Here is a 21,511-nt window from a genome sequence, read left to right on the forward strand (position 1 = left end):
ATTTGTACAGCGTTCAATTGATGGGTGTTGCTTTCAGTCTGATAATGATTATTTCGGTGTTTTTGATGGTAAGAGCTCGGATGATCAGAGAAAAGTATTCACTGGTCTGGTTTCTTATAGGGTTGTTTACGTTAGTGATGTCAGTATTTAAAGACTTGATGGATTGGTTCTCTGCACTAATCGGTGTAGACTATGCGCCGTCAGCCTTTTTTGCCATCTTGATCGCTTCAGCTTATTTGCTGCTATTGAATATGAGTGTCAGCATTTCGGGTATGAAGATGCATAACAAGACGCTTACACAGGAACTAGGATTAACCAAGCTCAGGCTCGAGGAGCTTGAGAAGAGAATGAACGGCGGGGAATCACAATCAAATATTTAATTCTTTTTGCAAGCTTAAGCATGACGGTAGCGGCAAGTACATTGCTCAAAATCGGAAGCAGATCCGTTAACTTTGAAGGCTCGCTGTGGGCGATTTTGTTCGGTTATATGACAACACCTTTGATTGTAGCTGGCTTTGCTTTGTATGCAATAGGCGCTTTTCTGTGGATCTATTGCCTGAATCAATTTGATTTGAGCTATGTGACCTTCGTATCGAGTGTACAATATATACTGTTCGTTGCTGTAGCGATATGGGTGTTCAACGAACAGATCAGCATGATGAAATGGACAGGCTGCGGATTTATTTTGATTGGTGTATTTTTTTGGGTGAAAGGATAGGCTTGGATGTTCAGATGTGTTGTATATACCGAAGCAATGAAGGACGAATGGGATCGGTTTGCGTTAGCTAAGGGTACGATTTTCCATACCATTGCATTGAGACAAGTCTTGATCCAATCTTTTGGGTATACCTGCGGTTATCACGCGATCCTGGATGAGAACAACCGGATTTGCGCCATCATCCCCTTGATAATCGGACGTAATCTCGGCTGGAAGAAAGCCGGTGTATCGCTGCCTTTTGTCAATTACACCGACATTGCCTGTGATAGCGAAGAAGCATTTCAGTATGCTGTGGATGCGATTATTGAATTAAAAGTGAAGTACAAGCTCGACTATGTCGATCTGCGATTAAAGGATCAAAGCATAGACAGCTCAGGCTGGAGCTTGAATCTGCATAACCATACCTTCGTGCTGCCGCTGTGTGAGGATGAGGATAAGATACTTTCACTTTCCAATGCAAGCAATCGCAACCATGTACGCAAAGTGTATAAAAATAACTGGTTTTCGGTTTCGTTTGATCAAAAGCATATCGAGGATTTTCATAAGGTATATGTAAGAAGGATGAAGCAGCTCGGTTCTCCGGCTCAGGATATTCGATTTTTTAAATATTTTTTCGAATATTTACCTGAGCATGCACATCTGTTAACCGTACTCGATAATGAATCCGGTAAGGTTGTAGGCGGGATGCTGCTGTTAACGAGTCCGGGAAATGCCAAGCTGTACTATCCATATGGAGCGAACTTATCCGAATATAATAACAAATACCTCAATAATTTTATGTACTGGGAGGCCGTGCGCTTCGGAATCAGGAACGGTCTGCAGCAGCTCGATTTGGGCAGATCCCAGACAGGCTCGGGAACCTACAAGTACAAGCAGCAATGGGGAGCACAGCCAGAGCAGTTGAAATACTTGCTCTATGACGGAGGCGGCAAAGCAGCAGGCCCTCCAGATAAGCAAAGCCTCAGCTTTTTCGTAGAGATGTGGAAGGTAGCGCCTGCTTTCATCACCGACACGGTCGGCAGGAAATTGATTAAATATTTGTTGCCTTAGAAGTCCGGTGACTTATTCATTGGGCTTCTAGAGTTTTAGCAGGAAAACTGTTATATATACTAATTGTTTATTTAATCGGAGGATATCAGACAATGAGCAATTCCAATTGGAAGCAGTACTTTGACAAGAAAGCCGAAACACATGGAGCTTCTGTCAAATCTTCCGACTATTTCAATGAAGAAAGCTTTTTCATGCAGAGAGACAACACCTTGCGCTGGCTTGGCGAATTAAAGGGAAAGACCGTATTGGATGCGGGCTGCGGCGTAGGTGCTTTTAGTGAGCCTCTGGTCGCTAACAACACCGTGTATGGTGTTGACTTTTCAGTAAAAAGTCTTGAATTCGCGGCAGGCAGAGGTCTGATCACGATGTCGGAGGATTTGACGGCACTTCCTTTTGAAAAGGGCAAGTTTGATGTAGTTTTATGCATTGGCGTTATCCAATTGATCGAACAATATGTGTCCGTCATTAAAGAGCTGGCCAGAGTGACCAAGCCGGGCGGAACGCTTCTCATAGAAACCTTAAACCGCGGCTCCATACAGCGTAAGCTATTGAAGCTATTTGAACGCAGCAATAAATTTGACCGAATGTATGCGATGGACGAGCTGAAGAACGTATTTATGCAGCATGGCTTTGAGCAGATTGAATTTATGAAGATCTACCATCCTTTCAAATTTGTAACCAAGAGCAGCGGACAAGGGGCTTTGTCAGGTACGTTCTGCACTTCGTTTGCGATAAAAGGGAGAAAGAAAAGTGACTAAGCACAAGCAACATGCGACCAATATGCTCACCTTCGATATTGAGGAATGGTTTCATGCCAACTACGATAGTATTGCAGCGCCTGACAGAAGCAGAGGCTCGAATTTCAGGGCTCACATGGATACGTTGCTGCGAATATGCCGCGAAACGGACTGCAAGGCGACTTTTTTTGTGTTAGGCTGCATTGGTGAAGATTACCCGGATGTGGTCAAAGCGATAGCGCGTGAAGGACATGATGTGGCCTCGCATGGTTATGCGCATGAGCTCGCCTATAAACAGACGATTGATGAGTTCAGGGACGACGTGAAAAAGTCGGTTGATATCCTGGAAAACTTGACGGGTACCAAGGTTCTTGGCTACCGGGCTCCTTCATGGTCTATTGTGGAAGACAATCTGCATTATCTGGAAGTGCTCGAAGAGATGGGCATGAAATATGATGCCAGTATTTTTCCTGTAAAAACCTTTCTTTACGGGATTCCAACAGCGCCTACCGAGATTCATAAGCCGCGGGTCAATGGCAGAGAAATTGATTTGTATGAGGTTCCGATGTCAGTCATGAAGCTGGGCGGTAAAAATATCGGGTACTCGGGTGGTTTTTATTTCCGATTTTTCCCAAGGCTTCTGATTAAATATGCAATTCGCTCCGCGAATCGTCGAGGTCACAGCTCGATTGTATATCTGCACCCGAGAGAAATTGATGCGTATGAACAGAAGCTGGATCTGCCGTTCAAGGAAAATTTTATCCACTATTACAGTGTAGGCCGGACCCAGAATAAGCTTGAAGATATATTAAGAAGCTTTAACTTTACGTCCATTTCCGAGCATCTTAAGAGCAACTATAAGATGGATGTCTAAGCTTGAGTCAAGGCGGCGTAGGAGGATAAGGTTCTGCTGTGCAGGATATCCCGGATAATCGTCGAATTTTTGGAGATGGGAATCTTCAAGATATATGCAGGGAGAGAAGCACATGCAGCCAAATCGCCACTCGTACGTGAGATTGTTTTCTGGTGAGTTCACGATCCTTGAGGAAGCTAGAAACGATTTAATAGAACCACCAGCAAGCCAAGAGGCCTTGATGCAGAGATACTCACTGTTAATTGACCAATATGACAAGCTGCTCAGAACGGCATTGAAGCTGTCCCGGATTAGCGATATTCAAGGGCAAAGCCTGACGAATCAAAATCACAGGCTGAAGCAGCAGTCCGAAACGGATTATTTGACGGGCCTGTACAACGTACGTAAGCTGGGTGAATGCATACCCGCATGGATGTCCAAAGGGCTTCCTTTTGTACTGCTGCTGCTGGATATCGATTATTTCAAAAATATTAACGATACCTACGGGCATTTGTCCGGGGACGAGGTTTTGAAGTCAGTTGCCAACATTTTGACTGAACAGACAGGACCTAATGATTTTGTATGCCGCAGCGGCGGTGAGGAATTTTCCATTTTATTGAATAATATCGGGCTGCTGCAGGCAGAGAGCGTTGCACAAAATATTCGTGAAAAGGTCGCGGAAAGCCGCTTTTGGCTGCTGGCTGGTGAATCGGTAGGCATTACGGTATCCATTGGCGCGGTAGAATATGCACCTGGTATGAGCAGTGAGGATTTACTGGTATGCGCGGATGATGCTTTGTATTTGTCGAAGGAGCTGGGACGTAACAAGGTCAGTCTGTTTCCGCCGCTTTCCGATAAAAGGCATTTATAACGATAAATGATGTATGCATTTTTCAAAAAATTTCATCATGTACAGGGCACGAATCGGCTGCGATTAGTGCTCTTTTTTAAAGATTTTAAGTTCATTTGTGTTCATTTAAGTTCAATAACGTTTATTTGATGTGGATTTTCTGGGTGTATTGTCTTGAAAACGACAGCAAAGCAGAGTATATTTTTAAATAACATGATAAGAAATCGACAGTTAAAACAGTAGGGTAAAGAGAGGATGGTAAAAATGACCGATATATGGACGAGAGTCAACCAGGTTGCAGCACAATTGGGGGAAGAAGGAGTTAAGCCTGAGGATCAATATCCGATTATTGTACAATCAGGTGCTCTTAATCAGGTAGCAGGCTTCTTATTCGATCAATCCTATCAGAGGGTTTCGATAGTCGCTGATGCCAATACATACGAAATCGCCGGGAAAGCATTGGAGGCGTCCTTGGCGGACAAAGGCATCTCCACCAAGCTGACGATAATCCAACCTAATGAACAAGGGGATGTAATCGCTGATGAGGTTTCCTTGATTCAACTGATTATGGATTTGCAGCAGTATTCGGCACAGGTCGTGGTGGCCGCAGGATCAGGGACACTGCATGATATTTCCCGATATTCGGCGTATACGGCAGGTATTCCTTTTATATCGGTACCGACGGCACCTTCCGTGGACGGCTTTAATTCCAAGGGAGCGCCAATTATTATTCGGGGTGAAAAGAAAACGATTGCAGCTATCGGACCGGATGCGATATTTGCCGATCTGGATATTTTGGTAAAAGCTCCTGCGGCGATGGTAGCTGCCGGGTTTGGCGATATGCTCGGTAAGTACACCTCGTTATTCGATTGGAAATTTGGCAGCCTTGTAGCCGGAGAGCCCTACTCACAGCTTGTAGCGGATCTTACCCGTAATGCCCTCCAAAAATGTGTGGATCATCTGGACAGTATTGCCGAACGTGGCGAAGAAGGGATCCAAACCTTAATCGAGGCGCTGATTGAATCCGGCATTGCGATGATGATATTAGGTCAATCTCACCCCGCTTCAGGAGCCGAACATCATCTATCCCATTATTGGGAAATGGAGTATATTCGACTTGGCAAGCGGCAGCTGCTGCATGGGGCCAAGGTAGGTGCAGCTTGTGTGCAAATCGCTACTTTGTATCATCAGCTGGCGGAGAGTAGTATATCCCCGAAAATAGCATCCATGGAGCCAAAGGCAGCTGCTGATGAATCGACCACAGTTAGACAATCGGCGATAATTAGTCATTGGCCGGAAATTCAGGAGGAAATTGGCCGAATTCCGGAGGGTCAAGCGCTGCGTGAGATGCTTCACAAGTTGGGTGGTCCCACGACGCCGGAACAGCTTGGAGTAGGCTCCGAGCTGTTAGCGAGAAGTCTGCAAGAGGCTCACCACATAAGAATGAATCGGTTTACATTACTCAGAGCGTATAATGAAATTTTACGTGACCATTCGGTAATCTCTAAATAATATGTTGCAGGGCATCCAAGAAATAAAGGGGTCAGCCGCTTTGCTGAAGCTGATTAGTTCGCAAATGCCTGACCCTGCGTAGGAAGACAATTCTTGGAAATGGAGATGTAACCCAAAGCCATGCAAATTTCGAGCCTTTCCCTTAAAAATACGATTAACCGATTTGCAGAAGATCGAGAGGAATACGTCAAGGTATTCTGGCTGTTCGGTTATTTGTTCTGTGTAGTATCGGCTTCCACCATGGGTCGGACTGCAGCAGACACACTGTTTCTCAGCCGCTTTGATGCTTCTTACTTGTCGACAATGTACTTGCCCCAGGCGGCGGCGATGATCCTGATGGGGTTTATATTCCAGAGGTACAGCAGCAAGTTTCGGCTGGATCGTTTGATCCTTAGGTTGATCCCGTTGATTTCGTTTCTCGTGCTTATTTCGAGGCTTGGTGTAGGTACGGAAATGCGTTGGGTGTTTCCTGTTATTTATGTCGTGTATGATGTGTTTAACTTTTTGATGATCGTCTGCTTCTGGCAATTCGCTACCTCGGTGCTCGATCAGCGTAAGGTCAAACGAATGATTGGTTGGGTCGGCAGCGGCGGTATTATGGGTGGAATTTTAAGCGGTTTTGGCTTGAAGGCACTGGTACCGGCAGTCGGCACAGCGAATTTAATTTATTTTTATGCGGGGCTGCAGCTGCTTTGTCTGATAGCAGTCGTGCAGATTCTACGAATGCTGTCTGCGCCAAAAGAGCTCTTTTCAACCGATCAGTCTACGAAGAAACGGCCACCAGCAGCAAGGAAAAAGGTTGAAGCCAAGTCGAGCCTGTTTCAGAACGTGCCCCATTTGAAATACGTGGCGATCATGTCGGCGGCGCTGGTGCTGTCGCTTACCTTAATCGATTATCAATTCAAGGTTATTTTGAAAGAGACGCTGCAAAATGAAGCCTTGGCCGGATTTATGGGCAGCTTTTATGGATATTCGGGACTGTTGGCTTTATTCGTTCAGTTGTTCGTATCGGGTAGGGTGTTAACCCGTTTTGGTGTGATGACAGCGCTGCTGGTGTTTCCGATTGCCTTGTTTATGGGCAGCTTTGGTGTGCTGCTGATGCCTGTGCTGGCAATGGCTGTAACTGTTAAAGGTAGTGATAAGGTCATTGGGGATACGATTTATTCATCCGTCAGTCAGTTGATTATGTTCCCGATTTCACCGGAATGGCGTGGGAAGGCAAAAGGTTTTCTGGACGGTATCGTACGTAATGGAGCAAAGGGTCTGGCTGCGCTCTGCTTGCTTGTCGTCTCCCGGTTGTTTGCTCCAGAGCAGCTTAGCTATATCATTCTGGTGCTGCTTGCTATCTGCATCGCGGCTGCAATCAAGGTAAAGGGTGCGTATTTGAAGACACTGCTGTCCACCCTGCAAACGGGCAATGATGATTTGGAGAAGGCAGAACTCAATATGATGGACCCTTCAAGCCGCTTGCTGCTGGTTAACGCTTTATCGAGTCCCGATAAGCAGCAGGTGCTTTACGCACTCCGTCTATTAAATGAGCTGGATTCATTTGATATGAAGCCGTTTCTCCCTGCACTGCTGCAGCATCCTGCTGCCGAGGTTTGTTCCGAGGCATTGGTCTATGTAGAGCGAGTGACACCGGATGGGCTGGAGCCTATGCTGCAGCAGCTGCTAGTCGAAGGGGACCAGCAGGTACGAGCGAGAGCCTTAGTAGCGCTGGCAGCATATGCGAAGGATGAATATATCGATGAAATTACAAGCTATCTGGAGAAGCCGGAAGTCCGCATGAGAGCGGCAGCAATTGCAGGACTTGTAAAATATTATGGGGTTGAAGGCATGTTCCGCGCGGTAGGTACACTGAAGCAGCTGCTGGAAAGTATCCATGAGGAAGAACGGATGGCGATGGCGGCATTGTTTGGCCAAATCGGGATTGCCAGCTTCTATAAGCCGCTGCTTGCCTTGCTTCAGGATGCCTCCCCACAGGTACGTATCGGTGCTCTGCAGTCTGCGGCTGCGCTTCAGGTATTGGAGCTGGTTCCTTATATTGTTCCTCTACTGGATAGCAGTGAGACCCGGCGTTATGCGGTTGCAGCATTAGCTGCTTATGAGGAAAAGCAAATACTGCCGCTGCTTGAGCCTTTCCTGGTTGAGCACACTGCGGCCCTGTATTTGCCGCAAGTATATGAGCGAATCGGTACCCAGCGGTCATTTGATATGCTGATGTCACTTTACAAATCCGCTCGCTTTGAACTGCGCGACAAGATTCTGGAAGCCTTGCAGAGAATGAACAAGGACCATTGGCGGGTGGATGAGAAGCAGGTTGAAGAGCTTATTCTTGGGGAAATTCAGCTTTACTGGAAATTTGCCGTACATGGGGCACGTATATCCGGAGCAGAGGATCGCTCCGAAATGCCGCTGATCATCGAGCAGACGCGTCTTTCGGTATGCAGGCGTATTTTTCAACTATTATCCTTGATCATTGATGCCAAGACCGTACAAGCGGTGTTAGCCAGTTGGTTGTCGGGCGATAGCAGACAGCAGGCGAATTCGACCGAAGTGATGGATCAGATGCTTCAAGGGAACCTGCGTACTGAACTGGCCAGAATGATGTCGACTCCACGTACTTTAACAGGCACAGCTTCACCTGAAAGTTTAAATGAGGACGCATTGATTTGGCTGTATGAGCAAGGAGATACGTGGCTTCGTCACTGGATTCGTTATATGACCATGCAGAGTCACTCCAGCAGGGCGCTTGCTTTTATCGAGGAACATGCAAACGCAGAAGAGAAACAACTGTCCTATGAAAGCCTTGCTGATCAGATCGAACGTGTCCGACTTTTGCACAATGTCACCTTATTCCATGGTTTGGTAGCTCGCGATCTCTCGGCGATAGCACCTCGATTACAGAAGCTTAGTCGGGTACAAGGAATGGATATCATTCGTGAGGGCGACCCGGGAGATTCTTTATTCATCATTCACAGTGGTCAAGCAGGTGTATACGTGAATGGCCAGAAGGTAAGTAGTCTGAAGGCTGGCGATTGCTTTGGAGAAATGGCTGTTCTGACTCAAGGGCTGCGGACGGCAACGATACGGGCAGAAACCGATATCGAGCTGTGGGAGCTGGATTCAACGGCATTGTATGAAATGATGTTCGATCGTACGAGTATTGCGATTGAAATGATGAAGCTGCTTTCACGCAGACTGCGAACCAAGCTGGAACGGGGTGGGCAGGAAGCCATTGATCAGATCACTGTGCAGGAGATTGCAGCGGTGAGCACAGTATCATCTCCCGATACTGCGGATCAGTCCAAGGATGCGATCATATTGCGGCGTATTCTGGTTTTGCAGAAAATCAATTTATTCGCCCATCTCAGTCAGGATGACTTCATCCGGCTTGCCCAAATCGTTGAAGAGGTTACCTATGGCCCCGGTGAAGTGATCTGCAAAACCGGGGAATTTGGAGACACGATGTACGGAATCATTGAAGGGAACGTCCGCGTCCATAATGGAAATGAAACGTTTGCGATGCTCGGTCAAGGAGATTGCTTTGGAGAGATGGCGGTTATCGACAGCGGTCCGCGTTCGGCCGATTGTACATCAACAGACCGTACCGTGCTGCTCGAGCTCCAGCAGGATCAGGTATTTGCCTTTTGCTTTCAAAATATCGAAGTGCTGCGCAGCATGATGCGTGTGCTGGCAGAACGAATTAAAGGTATGGTGTAGCTTTAAAGCTTTGATCAAATTGCGATATAAAAAGAACCTTCATTCCACACAATAAATCCGTGGATATGAAGGTTCTTTTGCTTACGACCCCATTTTATTTGGTTTTGGCTTGCAGCAGCTCAACGAGCTGTTGCCCGATATTGCCGCCTTGAGGACGCTGCCCGCCTTGACCATTTGCATTGCCTGAAGGATTGGCACCCTCTTTGTTAGCTGCATCACCCTGAGGACGCTGTCCCGCCCGTCCTGTCCTTGACCGGCTGCTGCTTGTCCACCGGCTTGATCACCTTGTGGGGGCTGACCAGCTTGTCCGCCATTTGCTCCGCCTTGTCCGTTAGCTCTTTGCTTGCTCTTGGCTTGAGCTTCTTCAATGAACTTTTTCTGGTCGGCAGTTAGTGGTGCCAACAGATTGGTTTGCGCATCTGTGCTCAGCTCGCTTTTGGTCACGGCTTCCTGAACAACAGGCAGCATTTTGGCAGCCTGATCCTTCGTAATGGCAAGACCAGTGGATTTGTCCATCATAATGAGGGATTGGAACGTCATCATCATCGTACGCTGGTTCGAATTGGCTGCTGATCCAGGTGCGCCATTTTGTGGCTTGGCTTGATCTGCTGCCGGACTTGTTGTACTTGCCGCTGGCGCTGCACTTGCCGAACTAGAGGCACTTGGTGCTGCCGTATTCGTACCACATCCGCTTAATAGTAGGGCTGTTAATGCACATGCTGCTATCATTTTTGTTGTTTTCATCTCTACACCACCATCTCCTTTAATACCAAATTATAGAACGATAAACTGAATGGAGACTTAATGGAGTCTGAATGCCAACTTAAAATGTAGTGTAAGCGCAGCATCACCGTGAGCCATTTCATTGATGTGGTTTTACTTCATGAGGTGGGCTGCGGACAGCTGACGATCAGAGATTGTTCGATACGGAGTGTAATCGATAGTATCTTCAAATCGTTATATCAGGATTCAAATGTTCTGATAGAAATCCATCTGTGAATAAGTTATAACTGAAAATAATACGACTACTATGTACAAGGAGCGATAGTGATGATTCATTTGAACAAGTATTGGGAGGATCTGAACGTCCTGCAAGTGAACAGGGAGGCTTCGCGGGCCTACTATATTCCATATCAGGATGAGCAATCAGCTTTGTCGCAAAAGAGAGGGCGTTCCCCTTTTTACCAAACTTTAAATGGCGGCTGGAAATTTAAATATCATACCAGTGTTAAATATGTGGAGGATGGATTTTACGAGACCTCGGCCGATGTTAGCGGCTGGGATGACCTGCTCGTACCTTCCTGCTGGCAAACCAACGGTTACGATCAGCTGCAATACAGTAATGTCAATTACGTAATCCCTTGCGATCCGCCTTATGTGCCTAATGAAAACCCGGCTGGACTGTATGTTCGGGATTTCAACGTCTCAGAATCCTGGAACGATAAAGACGGGTATGTGGTGTTCGAAGGGGTGAACTCGTGTTTTTATCTGTGGGTGAACGGCAAGTTTGTCGGCTACAGCCAAGGCAGCAGAATCCCTGCGGAATTTAATCTGACTCCGTACCTGACAAGCGGCAAAAACCGGATTGCCGTGATGGTACTAAAATGGTGCGATGGTACGTATATCGAGGATCAGGATTTGTGGAGATTTTCGGGGATTTTCCGGGATGTGTATTTGCTTGCACGGGACCGCGCACATATCCGCGATGTGTTCAATAAGCAGGAGCTATCGGATGACTTCGGCAAAGCGGTTTTGCGAAGTGAGCTGGTAACTACGGGGCTGCTTGAAGTAAAGGCCGAATTAAAGAACGCCCAAGGATATCTTGTAGGCGAAGGCAAAGCGCTTATAGATGGCAAGGGTAGTGTAGAGATTGAGATTACCGCTCCAGAGCTGTGGAATGCGGAAACACCTTATTTGTACCAGCTGTATATTCATGGCGGGGACGAGGTACTGCGGTTTTCCGTAGGCTTCCGCAAGGTTGAAATCATCGACGGTGTATTCAAGATCAATGGGGCGGCCGTTAAGCTTAAAGGCGTTAACCGCCACGATTCTCATCCAGAGCTTGGCCAGACGATTCCGCTGAATCACATGATCAAGGATCTGGACCTGATGAAACGACACAACGTGAATACCGTCCGAACCTCGCATTATCCTAACGATCCGCGGTTTTTGGAGCTATGCAACGAATACGGGTTTTATGTAGTGGATGAAGCGGATCTGGAATGTCATGGTGTGCATAATGCCGGTGATTACCATATGCTGACGAAAAACCCGGAGTGGGAAGCGGCATTTGTAGATCGGATCGAGCGGTTGGTCGAACGGGATAAAAATCAGCCTGCGGTTGTTATCTGGTCATTGGGCAACGAGGCGGGCTACGATAAGAATCATATGGCGATGGGTAAGTGGGCCAAGGAGAGGGATACGTCCAGACCTGTTCATTATGAAGGCGTAGATCCCCGATATAACGGTAGTAAGGACAAGGAATATATCGATTTGGAAGGCCGGATGTATACGTCCACTACGGACATTGAAATTTATGCATTGGACCCAGCCAGCACGAAACCGATGTTCCTGTGCGAGTACAGCCATGCTATGGGTAATGGACCTGGAGATTTGAAAAATTACTGGGATGTCATCTATAAATATCCGCTGTTAATGGGTGGCTGCGTATGGGAATGGAATGACCACGGGATCAAAACCGAAACGGCGGACGGTCTTCCTTTCTTTGCTTACGGAGGCGATTTTGGGGAGAAGCCCCATGACGGGAACTTCTGCATCGACGGACTGGTAAGTCCGGACAGGAAGCCGCACATCGGACTGCTTGAATTGAAAAAGGTTATTGCTCCTGTCCGCATCGAGGCGCAGGATTTACACAAAGGTACGATCGCGATTACCAATTTGTATGATTTTATCGACTTGTCGCAGGTTACGATCTATTGGAAGGTTGAAAAAGACGGGCACACAGTACAGCAGGGTGAGCTTGCAAGTATCGAAGCGGCTCCTCATACTACGCAAACTACGGTTGTTCCTTATACACTGCCGAAGGCTTCATCCAGCCGCTATTTCCTGACATTATCGGTTAGGTCAAAGCAGGATTACCGTTGGGCGGAAGCAGGCTATGAGCTTACATTCGAACAGTTTGAGCTTCCGGTAGCTGCAGTCGTTGAAGAGAGCAGCAAACGGGAAATTCCTGCGATTCGTGTAGATCAGCAGGGTCATAACCTCGTGATAGATGGCTTTGATTTCCGTCACAGCTTTGATTTGTATGATGGTACCTTCGTAAGTGTAACGAAGCAGGGTGTAGAGATGCTGCAGGCACCGTTCGCCTTTAACATCTGGCGGGCTCCGATCGATAATGACCGGAATATTAAACACGAGTGGATGAAGGAAGGCTATGATCGGGCTAAGATGCACGTATACAGCTCCGAAATCGTTAAGCAGACGGGTAATTCTGTAGAGATCTCCGTACAGTATTCGTTGGGAGGTTACATCAAGCTGCCGCTGCTGCACGGTACCGCGCATTGGACTGTAGATGGCACAGGGGCTATCTCGCTGCAGACGAAAGTAAAGGTAAGAGAGAATTTAGCCTTCCTGCCGCGGTTTGGTCTGCAATTGACGATGCCGCAAGGAACGGAGGAAGTCGAATATTTCGGTTTTGGTCCGCATGAAAGCTATTCGGACAAGCGAGAAAGCGCGAAGAAGGGTAAATACCTGCTGACGGTCGACGAAATGTTCCAGAACTACGTGATGCCACAGGAAAACGGCTCACGTTATGGCACAGAATGGGCCATTGTATCCAATGAGCAGGGTATGGGTCTGAAATTCTCCAGCCGCGGCGCTGAGTTCTCCTTGAATGCAGCGCACTTTACACCAGAGGATTTGGCGATTGCCACACATGCGCATGAGCTTAAGAAGCGTAAAGAAACGATTGTCCATCTGGATTACAAGATGAGTGGTGTTGGCTCCAATTCCTGCGGACCGGAGCTTCTGAAGCAGTATCGTTTGGATGAGAAGGAATTTGAATTTAATCTGACAATTATGCCCTTGTTTAAAGAAGACGAATAAGCGAATTGTGGATATGTGTGGATAAATTGTGGATAAAATGTGAATAAGTAATCCGATAAGCACGAATTAAAGTTGTATTCCTTAAGCAAACAGGCAGCCCAGGGGTTTAACCCTTGAGCTGCCTGTTTGCTTTTTCTCGTCCATTGCTACCGTTTGAATCAAGATGTCTGATACGGAGTCGCCAGAAGCAGCATAATCAGCACCAACGCACCGAAGTTTGAATATGTGCTAGTTTCTCATGGAATCTGGGAATGACAGAGACTATGACCGGCTTGTTTGCTCCTGTACGCCCGGGGAGAACATCCTTTTAGCTTGCGAAATGTTCGGTTAAATGTCGAATAGGCATCGAACCCGGACTCCATCGCTACCTCGGAAAGCGGCATATCCGATGAGAGCAGCAAACTGCAAGCATGACGAATCCGCAGTTCCTGAAGGAATTCCAGAAAACGAATACCATAATATTCGGAGAATAGCTCACTGATATAGGTAGGATGAAGATGAAATGCATCAGCTAATACAGACAACGTAACGGATTCCAGATAATGCTCGTGCAGGTATCTAATCATTTGCCAAATGGGCTTGGTTCGAACAGGTGCTGAGCCTACTAATTGAGCTGATTTATGTGTGTGGGATCTCATACTCCTTGCATAATAGGTTAACGCTTCAAGCAATTTTGCTTTGATGATCATATGTTTACCGTATTCATCACCCTGATATTCTTGCAGCATTTTCGCAAATATCGATTGAATATCCCCAAGTATGGAAGAATCGAATTGAACGAAGCTGGATTGTTGGCTGTCTCCTCCATAGATCAAGTCCCATAATACCTGCTCTGGTTCAGACCCCTCCGTTAGCAGCTTCATGTCAAAATTACAAATGTACATATCCAAAGGACTTAAAGGATCGGCCTCGATTTGATGAATTTGATACGGCAGCAGCAGCACCATCGTGCCAGGTGTCATGGAATGCGTTAACCCATTGATGAGTTCCTTTCCTTTTCCGTCCATAATTAAGGTTAACTCAATAAAATCGTGGCGATGTGGCGGAACAAGTGTATGCTTTTTTCTTTTGATGTAAAAAGGGAAGCTGGTGTTCATGTTGGGATATTCAATCAGGTATTGAGGATACATGTAGAGCCCCCTTGTTGCATGGTACCCTCTATTATAAATGAAAAGGATTTCTTTAGAAATGATCATTTTAGCTTGAAATATGATCAATTTATTCTGAAGAAAGCGTTAAGATGAACATGTACTTACAATGATTGAAAGGGTGTAAGCAATGGTACGATTAGCACATTCCGACTTGTTGAAGCTGAAGCGCTGGAATACCCCGACTATATATAACGGTTGGGAGGCTATTACGAAACACGATATCACTCGCGGATTTAATATGGAAGCGACAAGAGATTTTATGCCACAAATGGGGCCTATGGTTGGTTATGCCGTTACCGTGCAATTTCAACCAAGCAATCCGGATCATCCGATCCAGAATCCGAATGCATGGAGTGAATATCGTCAATATGTGGCCGGTATTCCCGGTCCGAAGATCGTAGTGGTGCAGGATCTGGATAAGCCTAATGTCATTGGCGCTTTCTGGGGAGAAGTGAACAGTAATATTCACAGGTCATTGGGTTGTATAGGTACGATTACTGATGGAGCTATCAGGGATGTGGATGAAATGGCCAATGCTGGTTTTAAAGCCGTCGCTCGTCAAATGTGTGTAAGCCATGCCTACAGTACGCCGGTACGTTGGGGAATCGAAGTGGAGGTATTCGGTACGAAGGTAAAGCCGGGGCAATTGATTCACGCGGACAAACATGGTTTTCTCACCATTCCTGAGGAGGATGAATCCAGGCTGCTTGAAGCCTCCTTATATATGGACAGTAATGAATGCAATACGGTTATTCCTGCCGCTCGTCATGCTGCTGGTAAATCGACAGAGGAGCTTTTGCAGGCAATCGATGAAGCGGGTCGCGAGTTTGGCGTCAATATGAAAGCAAGGTTCGGTGGAAAGGGCGAATGGTAATCTTAAATAAGGAGCAGCCGATCATAGGGTTGAGTATCATTTTAGTGGCTCCTAAATTAGATAAGAGGTGAAGAAGATGATCTGGGGAGACCTTGAGCATTGGGGAGAAGAAAAGCACGCATATCATCCAGCTTTACAAAAGGCGATTCAGTATTTAATTGAGACGGATCTGGACAACGCTGAGGTTGGGACTTATCCGATCCAGGGGGATGATATGTACGCCATGGTGCAAGCACCCGTCACGGTTATACGAGCGGAGCGTAAATCAGAGCATCACGCCAAATATATAGATGTTCAATATTTAATTGGCGGTGGTGAAGAGCTGCAGATTGTAGGCAGACAATCGCGCGGCAATAGGTCCGTAGAAAATGAATTGGAATCCAAGGATTACGAATTATACGACGAGGTTGCTGGCGAGAACGAGATTACTTTGACCCCTGGCATGTTTGTCGTGTATTTCCCGAATGATCTTCACCGTCCGGTTTGTGGAAGGTTGGGTGGGATTAAATTGAAAAAGGTCGTGATTAAAATTAATAAATCCCTACTCGGTTTGTAGCAAGGATGAAGAAGCTTCGATTCTATCGTGCTATAGAGCCGTTTTCGATAGGAATAACCGCTGTCTCGTTCGTGATATAATAAAGCAGCGCCCATCAGCTTGGAGCCCATTATGGGGATATAGGGAGCGGGAAGCCACAAGAGGCTTCCTTTTTGCCGTCGAAAGGAAGTGTTATTGGATTGTGAATATTCGAAGCACAACGAATAAGAACAGGTTCATGCAAGGAAAGGAAGAAAGGATTCGAAAGAAGTGGTACTATCAGCTGCTTCTTTCCTATTTGCCAGTGTTTTTTATTGCTACCTCGATCATCGTCATTATTTCTTTTGTGGGTGTCCGTTTAACTATTGGCAATGAAGCGAAGCGGGTAAACGAAGTGGCAACTACCCAAATGCTGAAAAACATAGATGATGCATTGCGGTCTATCGATCATTTAATATTAAAGGAAATTCTCAACAATGTAGCTTTTGATAAATTTTTTGACTTGTCGAAGGAGACGGATAAATATCTGGATTCCCTGGAAATGAGTGACCGAATCCGTAACATTATTCATGCCACACCCTTGATAGATTCCTTATATTTATATCGATTTCGCGATCAGATTGTGCTGACTAGAGATGAGAGAATAGCCATCGAGCAGTTTCAGGACAAGGATTTTTTGGCGAAGCTGCTGCAAAACCAACAGCAATCGAAGTGGTCGGATTTACGAGAGGTTACGGAAACCAATGTAGTGACCAATGAAACCATATCACGCAAGGTGTTGACGTTGACCAGCAAGGTGCCGACGATCTCGGGTGAGCTTGGACTGATTGTTGTGAATGTCCGCCCTTATGCTATTCAATCGATGATTGATCAAATGGCTAATTCCAGCTACAGCTTGTTGGACTTTGTAGATAAAAATAATACTACGATCGCGTCAGTTCGTGATGCAGCTCTGCCCCAGGAGGATCGACTGGCGAATCAAACACATTCCTTTACCATCAGATCTAGCTATACGGGATGGAGCCTGCACAGCTCCATTAATAATTCCGAGGTCTATGGTTTTAGCTCTGCGATTTATTATGGTTACTTTGCGTTCTGGATTGCTGCCATCGCAGCAGGGGCCTACTGGATATATTTGATTACCCGAAGAAATTATAAGCCTGTTGAAGCTTTGATGGGCCGCTTGGAGAAATATAAATCCGAAAAAAGCCTGCAGCTGCTCGGTAGCGACAAGCGGGGCGAGTTTGATTATATTGAGCATGCTTTAGACCACCTCATTGATCGATTTGACTATCAACAACGGCACGTAGAAGAACATGTGAAGCTGCGTCAACGAAAGCTGCTTCTGGATTTACTTGAAGGGAATTTTGTAGACCGCAACGATGAGATTGTGAAAAATATGCTGGAGGAGCAGGGCCAAGCCTGTGTTATCGTCGTCGAAATTGATGCTTATGAGCATTTTGTGGAGCTATATAATAAGCATGATCAGTATCTATTACGATTTGTGGTCGAAAATGTCTGTTATGAGGTTTCTCAGGAGCATGGCATTCAAGTCTGGGCAGAATGGGTGGAAGGGCATCAACTCGCCGTTTTATTTCAATCGCGGGAGTCGGCCTCGCAGGTAGAGGCTACATCTCGGAAGCTGTCCCAATGGGTTCAGGACAATTTGGATTTTACAGTTACCATTGGCATAGGTTCGCCTGCCAAGAGCATGGGGGAGGTTTCGGGTTCCTACGAGCGCGCTTTGGCAGCAATCAAAATGAAGTTCAAATTCGGCAGAAACCGGGTAATCCGGTTCAATGATCTTCCTGAAACGGAAGAGGAATTGATTGTGCAGCCAAAGGTTTTGAAAATGATTGCGCAGTCCTTTCGCCAAGGGGACACTGAATGGCCCAGGAAGCTGCTCGATTTTGTCAACCAGACGACAGAAGCCCATGCTGCCAAAGAGAATGTACAGCACATTTTGCAGCTCCTGTTATTTTCGATGGATCGGGAGATGAGCGAGGTCTCTTCAGAGCTTAGAGCCATTTGGAAAAAACGATTATTGCGGTTAAACGAGGGGCTGGATACGCATGAAACAGAAATAGAGCTATCGCAGTTTTATTGCAGTGAATTGAATGAAGCTTACGAGGATATTAAACAACATAAGGATGAGAAGTCACACACAGCCTTAATGCATAGAATCAAGGAACATATAGATAAGGAATATATAGACCCAGACTTGACCCTTGCCAGGCTCGGTGAAGTTTTTCAAATCAATTCCAGTTATTTAAGCCGGACGTTTAAAGAAGAGATCGGAATGAATGTGACCGATTACATAGTCGTGAGCAGAATGGAAAAGGCGAAGCAGCTGTTGAAGGATACGCAAGAAGCTGTGCAGGACATTTCGGTTCAGGTTGGATACACATACACGATGTCTTTTATTCGAGTATTCAAAAAAACAACGGGGCTCACCCCTGGTGAATATAGAAGGCTATCGGCGGAAGCCTGAAAAGTGTAATTAATCCTATGTGTATTCTCCCGACGCCTCTCATTGTCCATATATGCAATGCGGTTTATCCAGTAAAGGAATGTTAATCAGGCTTTGTTCATCGGAAGTAGGCTGCATGTATGCCTTCGGAAGACAGGAACAAAGCCTGTTTGTATTGCTGTTATCGAGAAAAAAGATGGATATTGTCTCATGGGTCCGATCATTATATGGTGAGTACACCAAACGGGATGATATCCAGGAGGAATAGTGATGAATATTAAATACGACCGATTTTATGGAGGGAAATCGAAGGCATTAACCTTAAGCTACGATGATGGAAGAGAACAGGATCGTCGACTAGTTGAGCTTATGAACCGGTATGGTCTCAAAGGTGCTTTTCATTTGAACTCCGGTTTGCTGGGAAGGCCGGGCTATATTCGTAGTGAAGAGATTCAATCTTTGTATCAGGGACACGAGGTATCTGTCCATACGGCAAGCCATCCTTTTCTTGATTTGATCCCGCAGGAGCGATTGATTATGGAGATTATGGAGGACCGCTCTGCATTGGAGAAACTGGTGGGCCACCCGGTTAGAGGGATGAGTTATCCCTTCGGCAGCTATAATGAGCAAGTGGTCCAGCTATTGTCCGCCCTTGGCATGGACTACGCACGGACAACCGGGGGCAATGGGGGATTCAGTCTGCCTTCCAACCCGCTACTGTGGAATCCGACCTGCCACCATAAGCAGATGCTGGAGTATGGGGAGAAATTCATCCAGTATGAACCAAGGCATTCCCGAATGAGCCTTCTTTATGTATGGGGCCACAGCTATGAGTACGATCGTGACGATAATTGGGAGCTTGTTGAGCAATTCGGGGAGCTCACAGGTGGTCGAGCGGATATCTGGTATGCTACGAACATTGAAATTATTGCTTATCTGCATGCGCTTCAACAGCTTCAATGCTCGGTATCCGGGCGCATCATTCATAACCCGTCAGCAACTGCAGTATGGGCCAGCGTAGAAGGGGAGGCTTTCGTGATTCCTGGCGGTCACACGGTACACCTGTAAGGTGTAATCATGTAAGAAGGAGGGAAACCCGTGAGAACGGAATCCAGTATAACCAAGCTGCAATCACTAGCCAGATTTAGAAAAACACGCTTATGGAAATCCAACATTCCGCTTTGGTGCATGTTTGTACCCGTGCTGCTCTACTTCATTATTTTTAAATATGCACCGATGGGCGGCATTATCATCGCTTTTGAGAACTACAATTTACGCCAAGGGATGCTGCACAGTCCATGGGCAGGCTTAACGTATTTTGAGATGCTGTGGAGGAGCCCGGAATTTTTTCGAATCTTTCGCAACACGCTATTGCTCAGTATTCTGGGATTTGTAATCGGTTTTCCTTTTCCCATTATGCTGGCTGTTCTCTTAAACGAGCTGCGTCGGCTTTGGTACAAAAAGCTGGTGCAAACTCTCGTCTATTTGCCGCATTTTATATCGATGGTGATCGTTACCGGTATTATTGTTACGGTTTTTGCGTCAAACGGGATCGTGAATGAAGTATTGAAGACGGTATTTGGGCAAACGGAAGCTTATCCGTTCCTATATCAGGTGTCTTCCTGGCTCATGATCTATTTTGGTTCCGCAATTTGGCAGGAAGCCGGTTTTTCCGCGATTATTTATTTGGCTGCATTATCGGCTATTGATCCCCATTTGTATGAATCGGCTGCCATGGACGGCGCCAGCAAATGGAAACAAATCTGGCATATTACGCTGCCTGGCATACGTGGAACCATTATCATCCTGTTAATCCTGCATATGGGCAAACTGATCGATGTGGGTTTTGACAAGGTGTATATGCTGTCGAATGCTGCTGTTTCCGATGTGGCGGATGTGTTTTCAACTTATATTTATCGGGTTGGCCTGCAAGGCGGGCAATTCAGTATAACAGCAGCGCTGGGCTTGTTCGAGTCCGTCATTGGCTTGATCCTGGTGTTGTCTACAAATGCTTTGGCGCGAAAATTTGACCGTGGATTATTTTGATCAGGGGTTGGGGAGGCAGCTATGAAACCTACGTGGGGCGAGAAATTATTTTACCAGGTCAACGCGATCCTGTTAGGCTTGGCGGCTCTAAGCGCTTTATTACCATTGTTTAATATTTTATCGCTTTCTTTAAGCAGCAACCATGCGATACTAGCTGGAAAGGTAACTTTCCTGCCTGTAGAGTTCACGTTAAGCTCCTACGCGGCTCTGCTCAAGGGGACACGTGTTCCCGAAGCCTTTATGAACAGTCTGATTATTACGTTCGTTGGGGTTGCGTTCAATATGATCTTCACGGTGCTGGCGGCTTATCCGCTGTCGAGAAGTAATTTTATCGGCCGTCGTCCGATGACGCTGCTTATTATTTTCACGATGCTTTTCTCAGGCGGACTTATCCCCTCCTATTTATTAATTAAATCGTTGGGCATCTTGAATTCTTATTGGTCACTTTGGCTTCCTGGATTAGTTAGTGCTTACAATATGCTGATAATGAAGTCTTTTTTTGAAAATATTCCTGAGGAGCTGGTGGATGCGGCACGCATGGATGGCTGTGGAGAATGGCGCTTGGCGGTCCAAATTATTCTTCCGCTTTCTACACCTGTCCTGGCGACCATGGCTTTATTTTATGGGGTTAGTCATTGGAATTCCTTCATGAATGTTTTGATCTATATTCAGGACTCGAGCAAGTACAATCTCTCTGTGCTTATTCAGCAAATGGTTGCCCAGTCCAACATGATGAATGAACTGCAAAATTTGCAGGAGCAGGACATGGTACTGCTGACTCCTGAGTCGATCAAATCGGCAGGTATGATGGTGATGCTGATGCCTATGATCATTGCGTACCCTTTTCTGCAAAAATATTTTGTTAAGGGAGTTTTAATCGGTGCTGTGAAGGGTTAAATCCAGAGCGTGGACTTCACATTAAACTAC

General features: G+C 46.2%; 17 protein-coding genes. 15 read left to right on the forward strand and 2 right to left on the reverse strand.

Annotated elements, in window-relative coordinates; translation table 11 throughout:
* Positions 1-2 precede the first annotated feature (2 nt).
* From OB236_RS05660 to OB236_RS05695, 8 genes are all read left to right on the forward strand, one after another.
* On the forward strand, positions 3-380 hold the full coding sequence (locus tag OB236_RS05660; RefSeq protein WP_076230450.1) for a DUF2304 domain-containing protein: 378 nt from the start codon (positions 3-5) through the stop codon (positions 378-380).
* 20 nt (positions 381-400) lie between these two features.
* Positions 401-718: a hypothetical protein gene (locus tag OB236_RS05665; protein WP_076230449.1), complete on the forward strand. Its 318-nt coding sequence runs from the start codon at positions 401-403 to the stop codon at positions 716-718.
* A gap of 6 nt (positions 719-724) precedes the next feature.
* Positions 725-1,768, forward strand: coding sequence for a GNAT family N-acetyltransferase (locus tag OB236_RS05670; protein WP_262683147.1), 1,044 nt, complete (start codon positions 725-727; stop codon positions 1,766-1,768).
* A gap of 92 nt (positions 1,769-1,860) precedes the next feature.
* The gene (locus OB236_RS05675; protein ID WP_076230447.1) at positions 1,861-2,526 is read left to right on the forward strand and encodes a class I SAM-dependent methyltransferase; all 666 of its coding nucleotides are present in this window, start codon (positions 1,861-1,863) and stop codon (positions 2,524-2,526) included.
* The gene (locus OB236_RS05680; RefSeq protein WP_262683148.1) at positions 2,519-3,379 is read left to right on the forward strand and encodes a polysaccharide deacetylase family protein; all 861 of its coding nucleotides are present in this window, start codon (positions 2,519-2,521) and stop codon (positions 3,377-3,379) included. The genes OB236_RS05675 and OB236_RS05680 overlap by 8 nt, the downstream gene beginning before the upstream one ends.
* Before the next feature lie 112 nt (positions 3,380-3,491).
* Positions 3,492-4,229 (forward strand): GGDEF domain-containing protein, encoded by a 738-nt coding sequence (locus OB236_RS05685; RefSeq protein WP_262683149.1) that lies wholly within the window; start codon positions 3,492-3,494, stop codon positions 4,227-4,229.
* Positions 4,230-4,472: 243 nt separating this feature from the next.
* A complete protein-coding gene (locus tag OB236_RS05690; RefSeq protein ID WP_262683150.1) occupies positions 4,473-5,720 on the forward strand; it encodes a sn-glycerol-1-phosphate dehydrogenase in 1,248 nt (415 codons plus the stop codon).
* Positions 5,721-5,840: 120 nt separating this feature from the next.
* Positions 5,841-9,443, forward strand: a complete 3,603-nt coding sequence (locus tag OB236_RS05695; protein ID WP_262683151.1) for an Npt1/Npt2 family nucleotide transporter — start codon at positions 5,841-5,843, stop codon at positions 9,441-9,443.
* Between the two features lie 81 nt (positions 9,444-9,524).
* On the opposite strand, the gene OB236_RS05700 is transcribed toward OB236_RS05695, so the two are convergent.
* The gene (locus tag OB236_RS05700) at positions 9,525-10,187 is read right to left on the reverse strand and encodes a hypothetical protein (RefSeq protein WP_262683152.1); all 663 of its coding nucleotides are present in this window, start codon (positions 10,185-10,187) and stop codon (positions 9,525-9,527) included.
* A 306-nt stretch (positions 10,188-10,493) separates the two neighbouring features.
* Here OB236_RS05700 and OB236_RS05705 point away from each other — a divergent pair, with 306 nt between their 5' ends.
* Entirely contained in the window at positions 10,494-13,508 is a 3,015-nt protein-coding gene (locus OB236_RS05705; protein WP_262683153.1) for a glycoside hydrolase family 2 TIM barrel-domain containing protein, read from the forward strand.
* 236 nt (positions 13,509-13,744) lie between these two features.
* Here OB236_RS05705 and OB236_RS05710 read toward each other — a convergent pair whose 3' ends face one another.
* Positions 13,745-14,638, reverse strand: a complete 894-nt coding sequence (locus OB236_RS05710) for a helix-turn-helix transcriptional regulator (protein ID WP_262683154.1) — start codon at positions 14,636-14,638, stop codon at positions 13,745-13,747.
* Between the two features lie 148 nt (positions 14,639-14,786).
* Between OB236_RS05710 and OB236_RS05715 the strand changes: the two genes are divergently transcribed.
* The 6 genes from OB236_RS05715 to OB236_RS05740 all read left to right on the forward strand — a co-directional run bounded on the left by OB236_RS05715 (position 14,787) and on the right by OB236_RS05740 (position 21,481).
* A complete protein-coding gene (locus OB236_RS05715; RefSeq protein WP_262683155.1) occupies positions 14,787-15,533 on the forward strand; it encodes an RraA family protein in 747 nt (248 codons plus the stop codon).
* 76 nt (positions 15,534-15,609) lie between these two features.
* Positions 15,610-16,089 carry a YhcH/YjgK/YiaL family protein gene (locus OB236_RS05720; RefSeq protein ID WP_262683156.1) on the forward strand — a complete coding sequence of 160 codons (480 nt, stop codon included), beginning with the start codon at positions 15,610-15,612 and terminating at the stop codon, positions 16,087-16,089.
* A gap of 181 nt (positions 16,090-16,270) precedes the next feature.
* Positions 16,271-18,559: a helix-turn-helix domain-containing protein gene (locus OB236_RS05725; RefSeq protein WP_262683157.1), complete on the forward strand. Its 2,289-nt coding sequence runs from the start codon at positions 16,271-16,273 to the stop codon at positions 18,557-18,559.
* 249 nt (positions 18,560-18,808) lie between these two features.
* Positions 18,809-19,606 (forward strand): polysaccharide deacetylase family protein, encoded by a 798-nt coding sequence (locus OB236_RS05730; RefSeq protein ID WP_262683158.1) that lies wholly within the window; start codon positions 18,809-18,811, stop codon positions 19,604-19,606.
* A gap of 30 nt (positions 19,607-19,636) precedes the next feature.
* Complete coding sequence (locus OB236_RS05735; RefSeq protein ID WP_076230436.1) at positions 19,637-20,584, forward strand: ABC transporter permease; 948 nt, start codon at positions 19,637-19,639, stop codon at positions 20,582-20,584.
* A 21-nt stretch (positions 20,585-20,605) separates the two neighbouring features.
* Positions 20,606-21,481, forward strand: a complete 876-nt coding sequence (locus tag OB236_RS05740) for a carbohydrate ABC transporter permease (protein ID WP_076230435.1) — start codon at positions 20,606-20,608, stop codon at positions 21,479-21,481.
* The last annotated feature ends 30 nt before the right edge of the window (positions 21,482-21,511 follow it).

The organism is Paenibacillus baimaensis, assembly GCF_025567575.1.

Excerpts from the sequence above, each read along its gene's own strand:
- OB236_RS05665 (WP_076230449.1), top strand. The coding sequence starts at position 401 with ATGACGGTAGCGGCAAGTACATTGCTCAAAATCGGAAGCAGATCCGTT.
- OB236_RS05730 (WP_262683158.1), top strand. The coding sequence starts at position 18,809 with ATGAATATTAAATACGACCGATTTTATGGAGGGAAATCGAAGGCATTA.
- OB236_RS05740 (WP_076230435.1), top strand. The coding sequence starts at position 20,606 with ATGAAACCTACGTGGGGCGAGAAATTATTTTACCAGGTCAACGCGATC.
- OB236_RS05670 (WP_262683147.1), top strand. The coding sequence starts at position 725 with ATGTTCAGATGTGTTGTATATACCGAAGCAATGAAGGACGAATGGGAT.
- OB236_RS05675 (WP_076230447.1), top strand. The coding sequence starts at position 1,861 with ATGAGCAATTCCAATTGGAAGCAGTACTTTGACAAGAAAGCCGAAACA.
- OB236_RS05720 (WP_262683156.1), top strand. The coding sequence starts at position 15,610 with ATGATCTGGGGAGACCTTGAGCATTGGGGAGAAGAAAAGCACGCATAT.
- OB236_RS05690 (WP_262683150.1), top strand. The coding sequence starts at position 4,473 with ATGACCGATATATGGACGAGAGTCAACCAGGTTGCAGCACAATTGGGG.
- OB236_RS05710 (WP_262683154.1), bottom strand. The coding sequence starts at position 14,638 with ATGTATCCTCAATACCTGATTGAATATCCCAACATGAACACCAGCTTC.
- OB236_RS05685 (WP_262683149.1), top strand. The coding sequence starts at position 3,492 with ATGCAGCCAAATCGCCACTCGTACGTGAGATTGTTTTCTGGTGAGTTC.
- OB236_RS05695 (WP_262683151.1), top strand. The coding sequence starts at position 5,841 with ATGCAAATTTCGAGCCTTTCCCTTAAAAATACGATTAACCGATTTGCA.
- OB236_RS05715 (WP_262683155.1), top strand. The coding sequence starts at position 14,787 with ATGGTACGATTAGCACATTCCGACTTGTTGAAGCTGAAGCGCTGGAAT.
- OB236_RS05700 (WP_262683152.1), bottom strand. The coding sequence starts at position 10,187 with ATGAAAACAACAAAAATGATAGCAGCATGTGCATTAACAGCCCTACTA.
- OB236_RS05705 (WP_262683153.1), top strand. The coding sequence starts at position 10,494 with ATGATTCATTTGAACAAGTATTGGGAGGATCTGAACGTCCTGCAAGTG.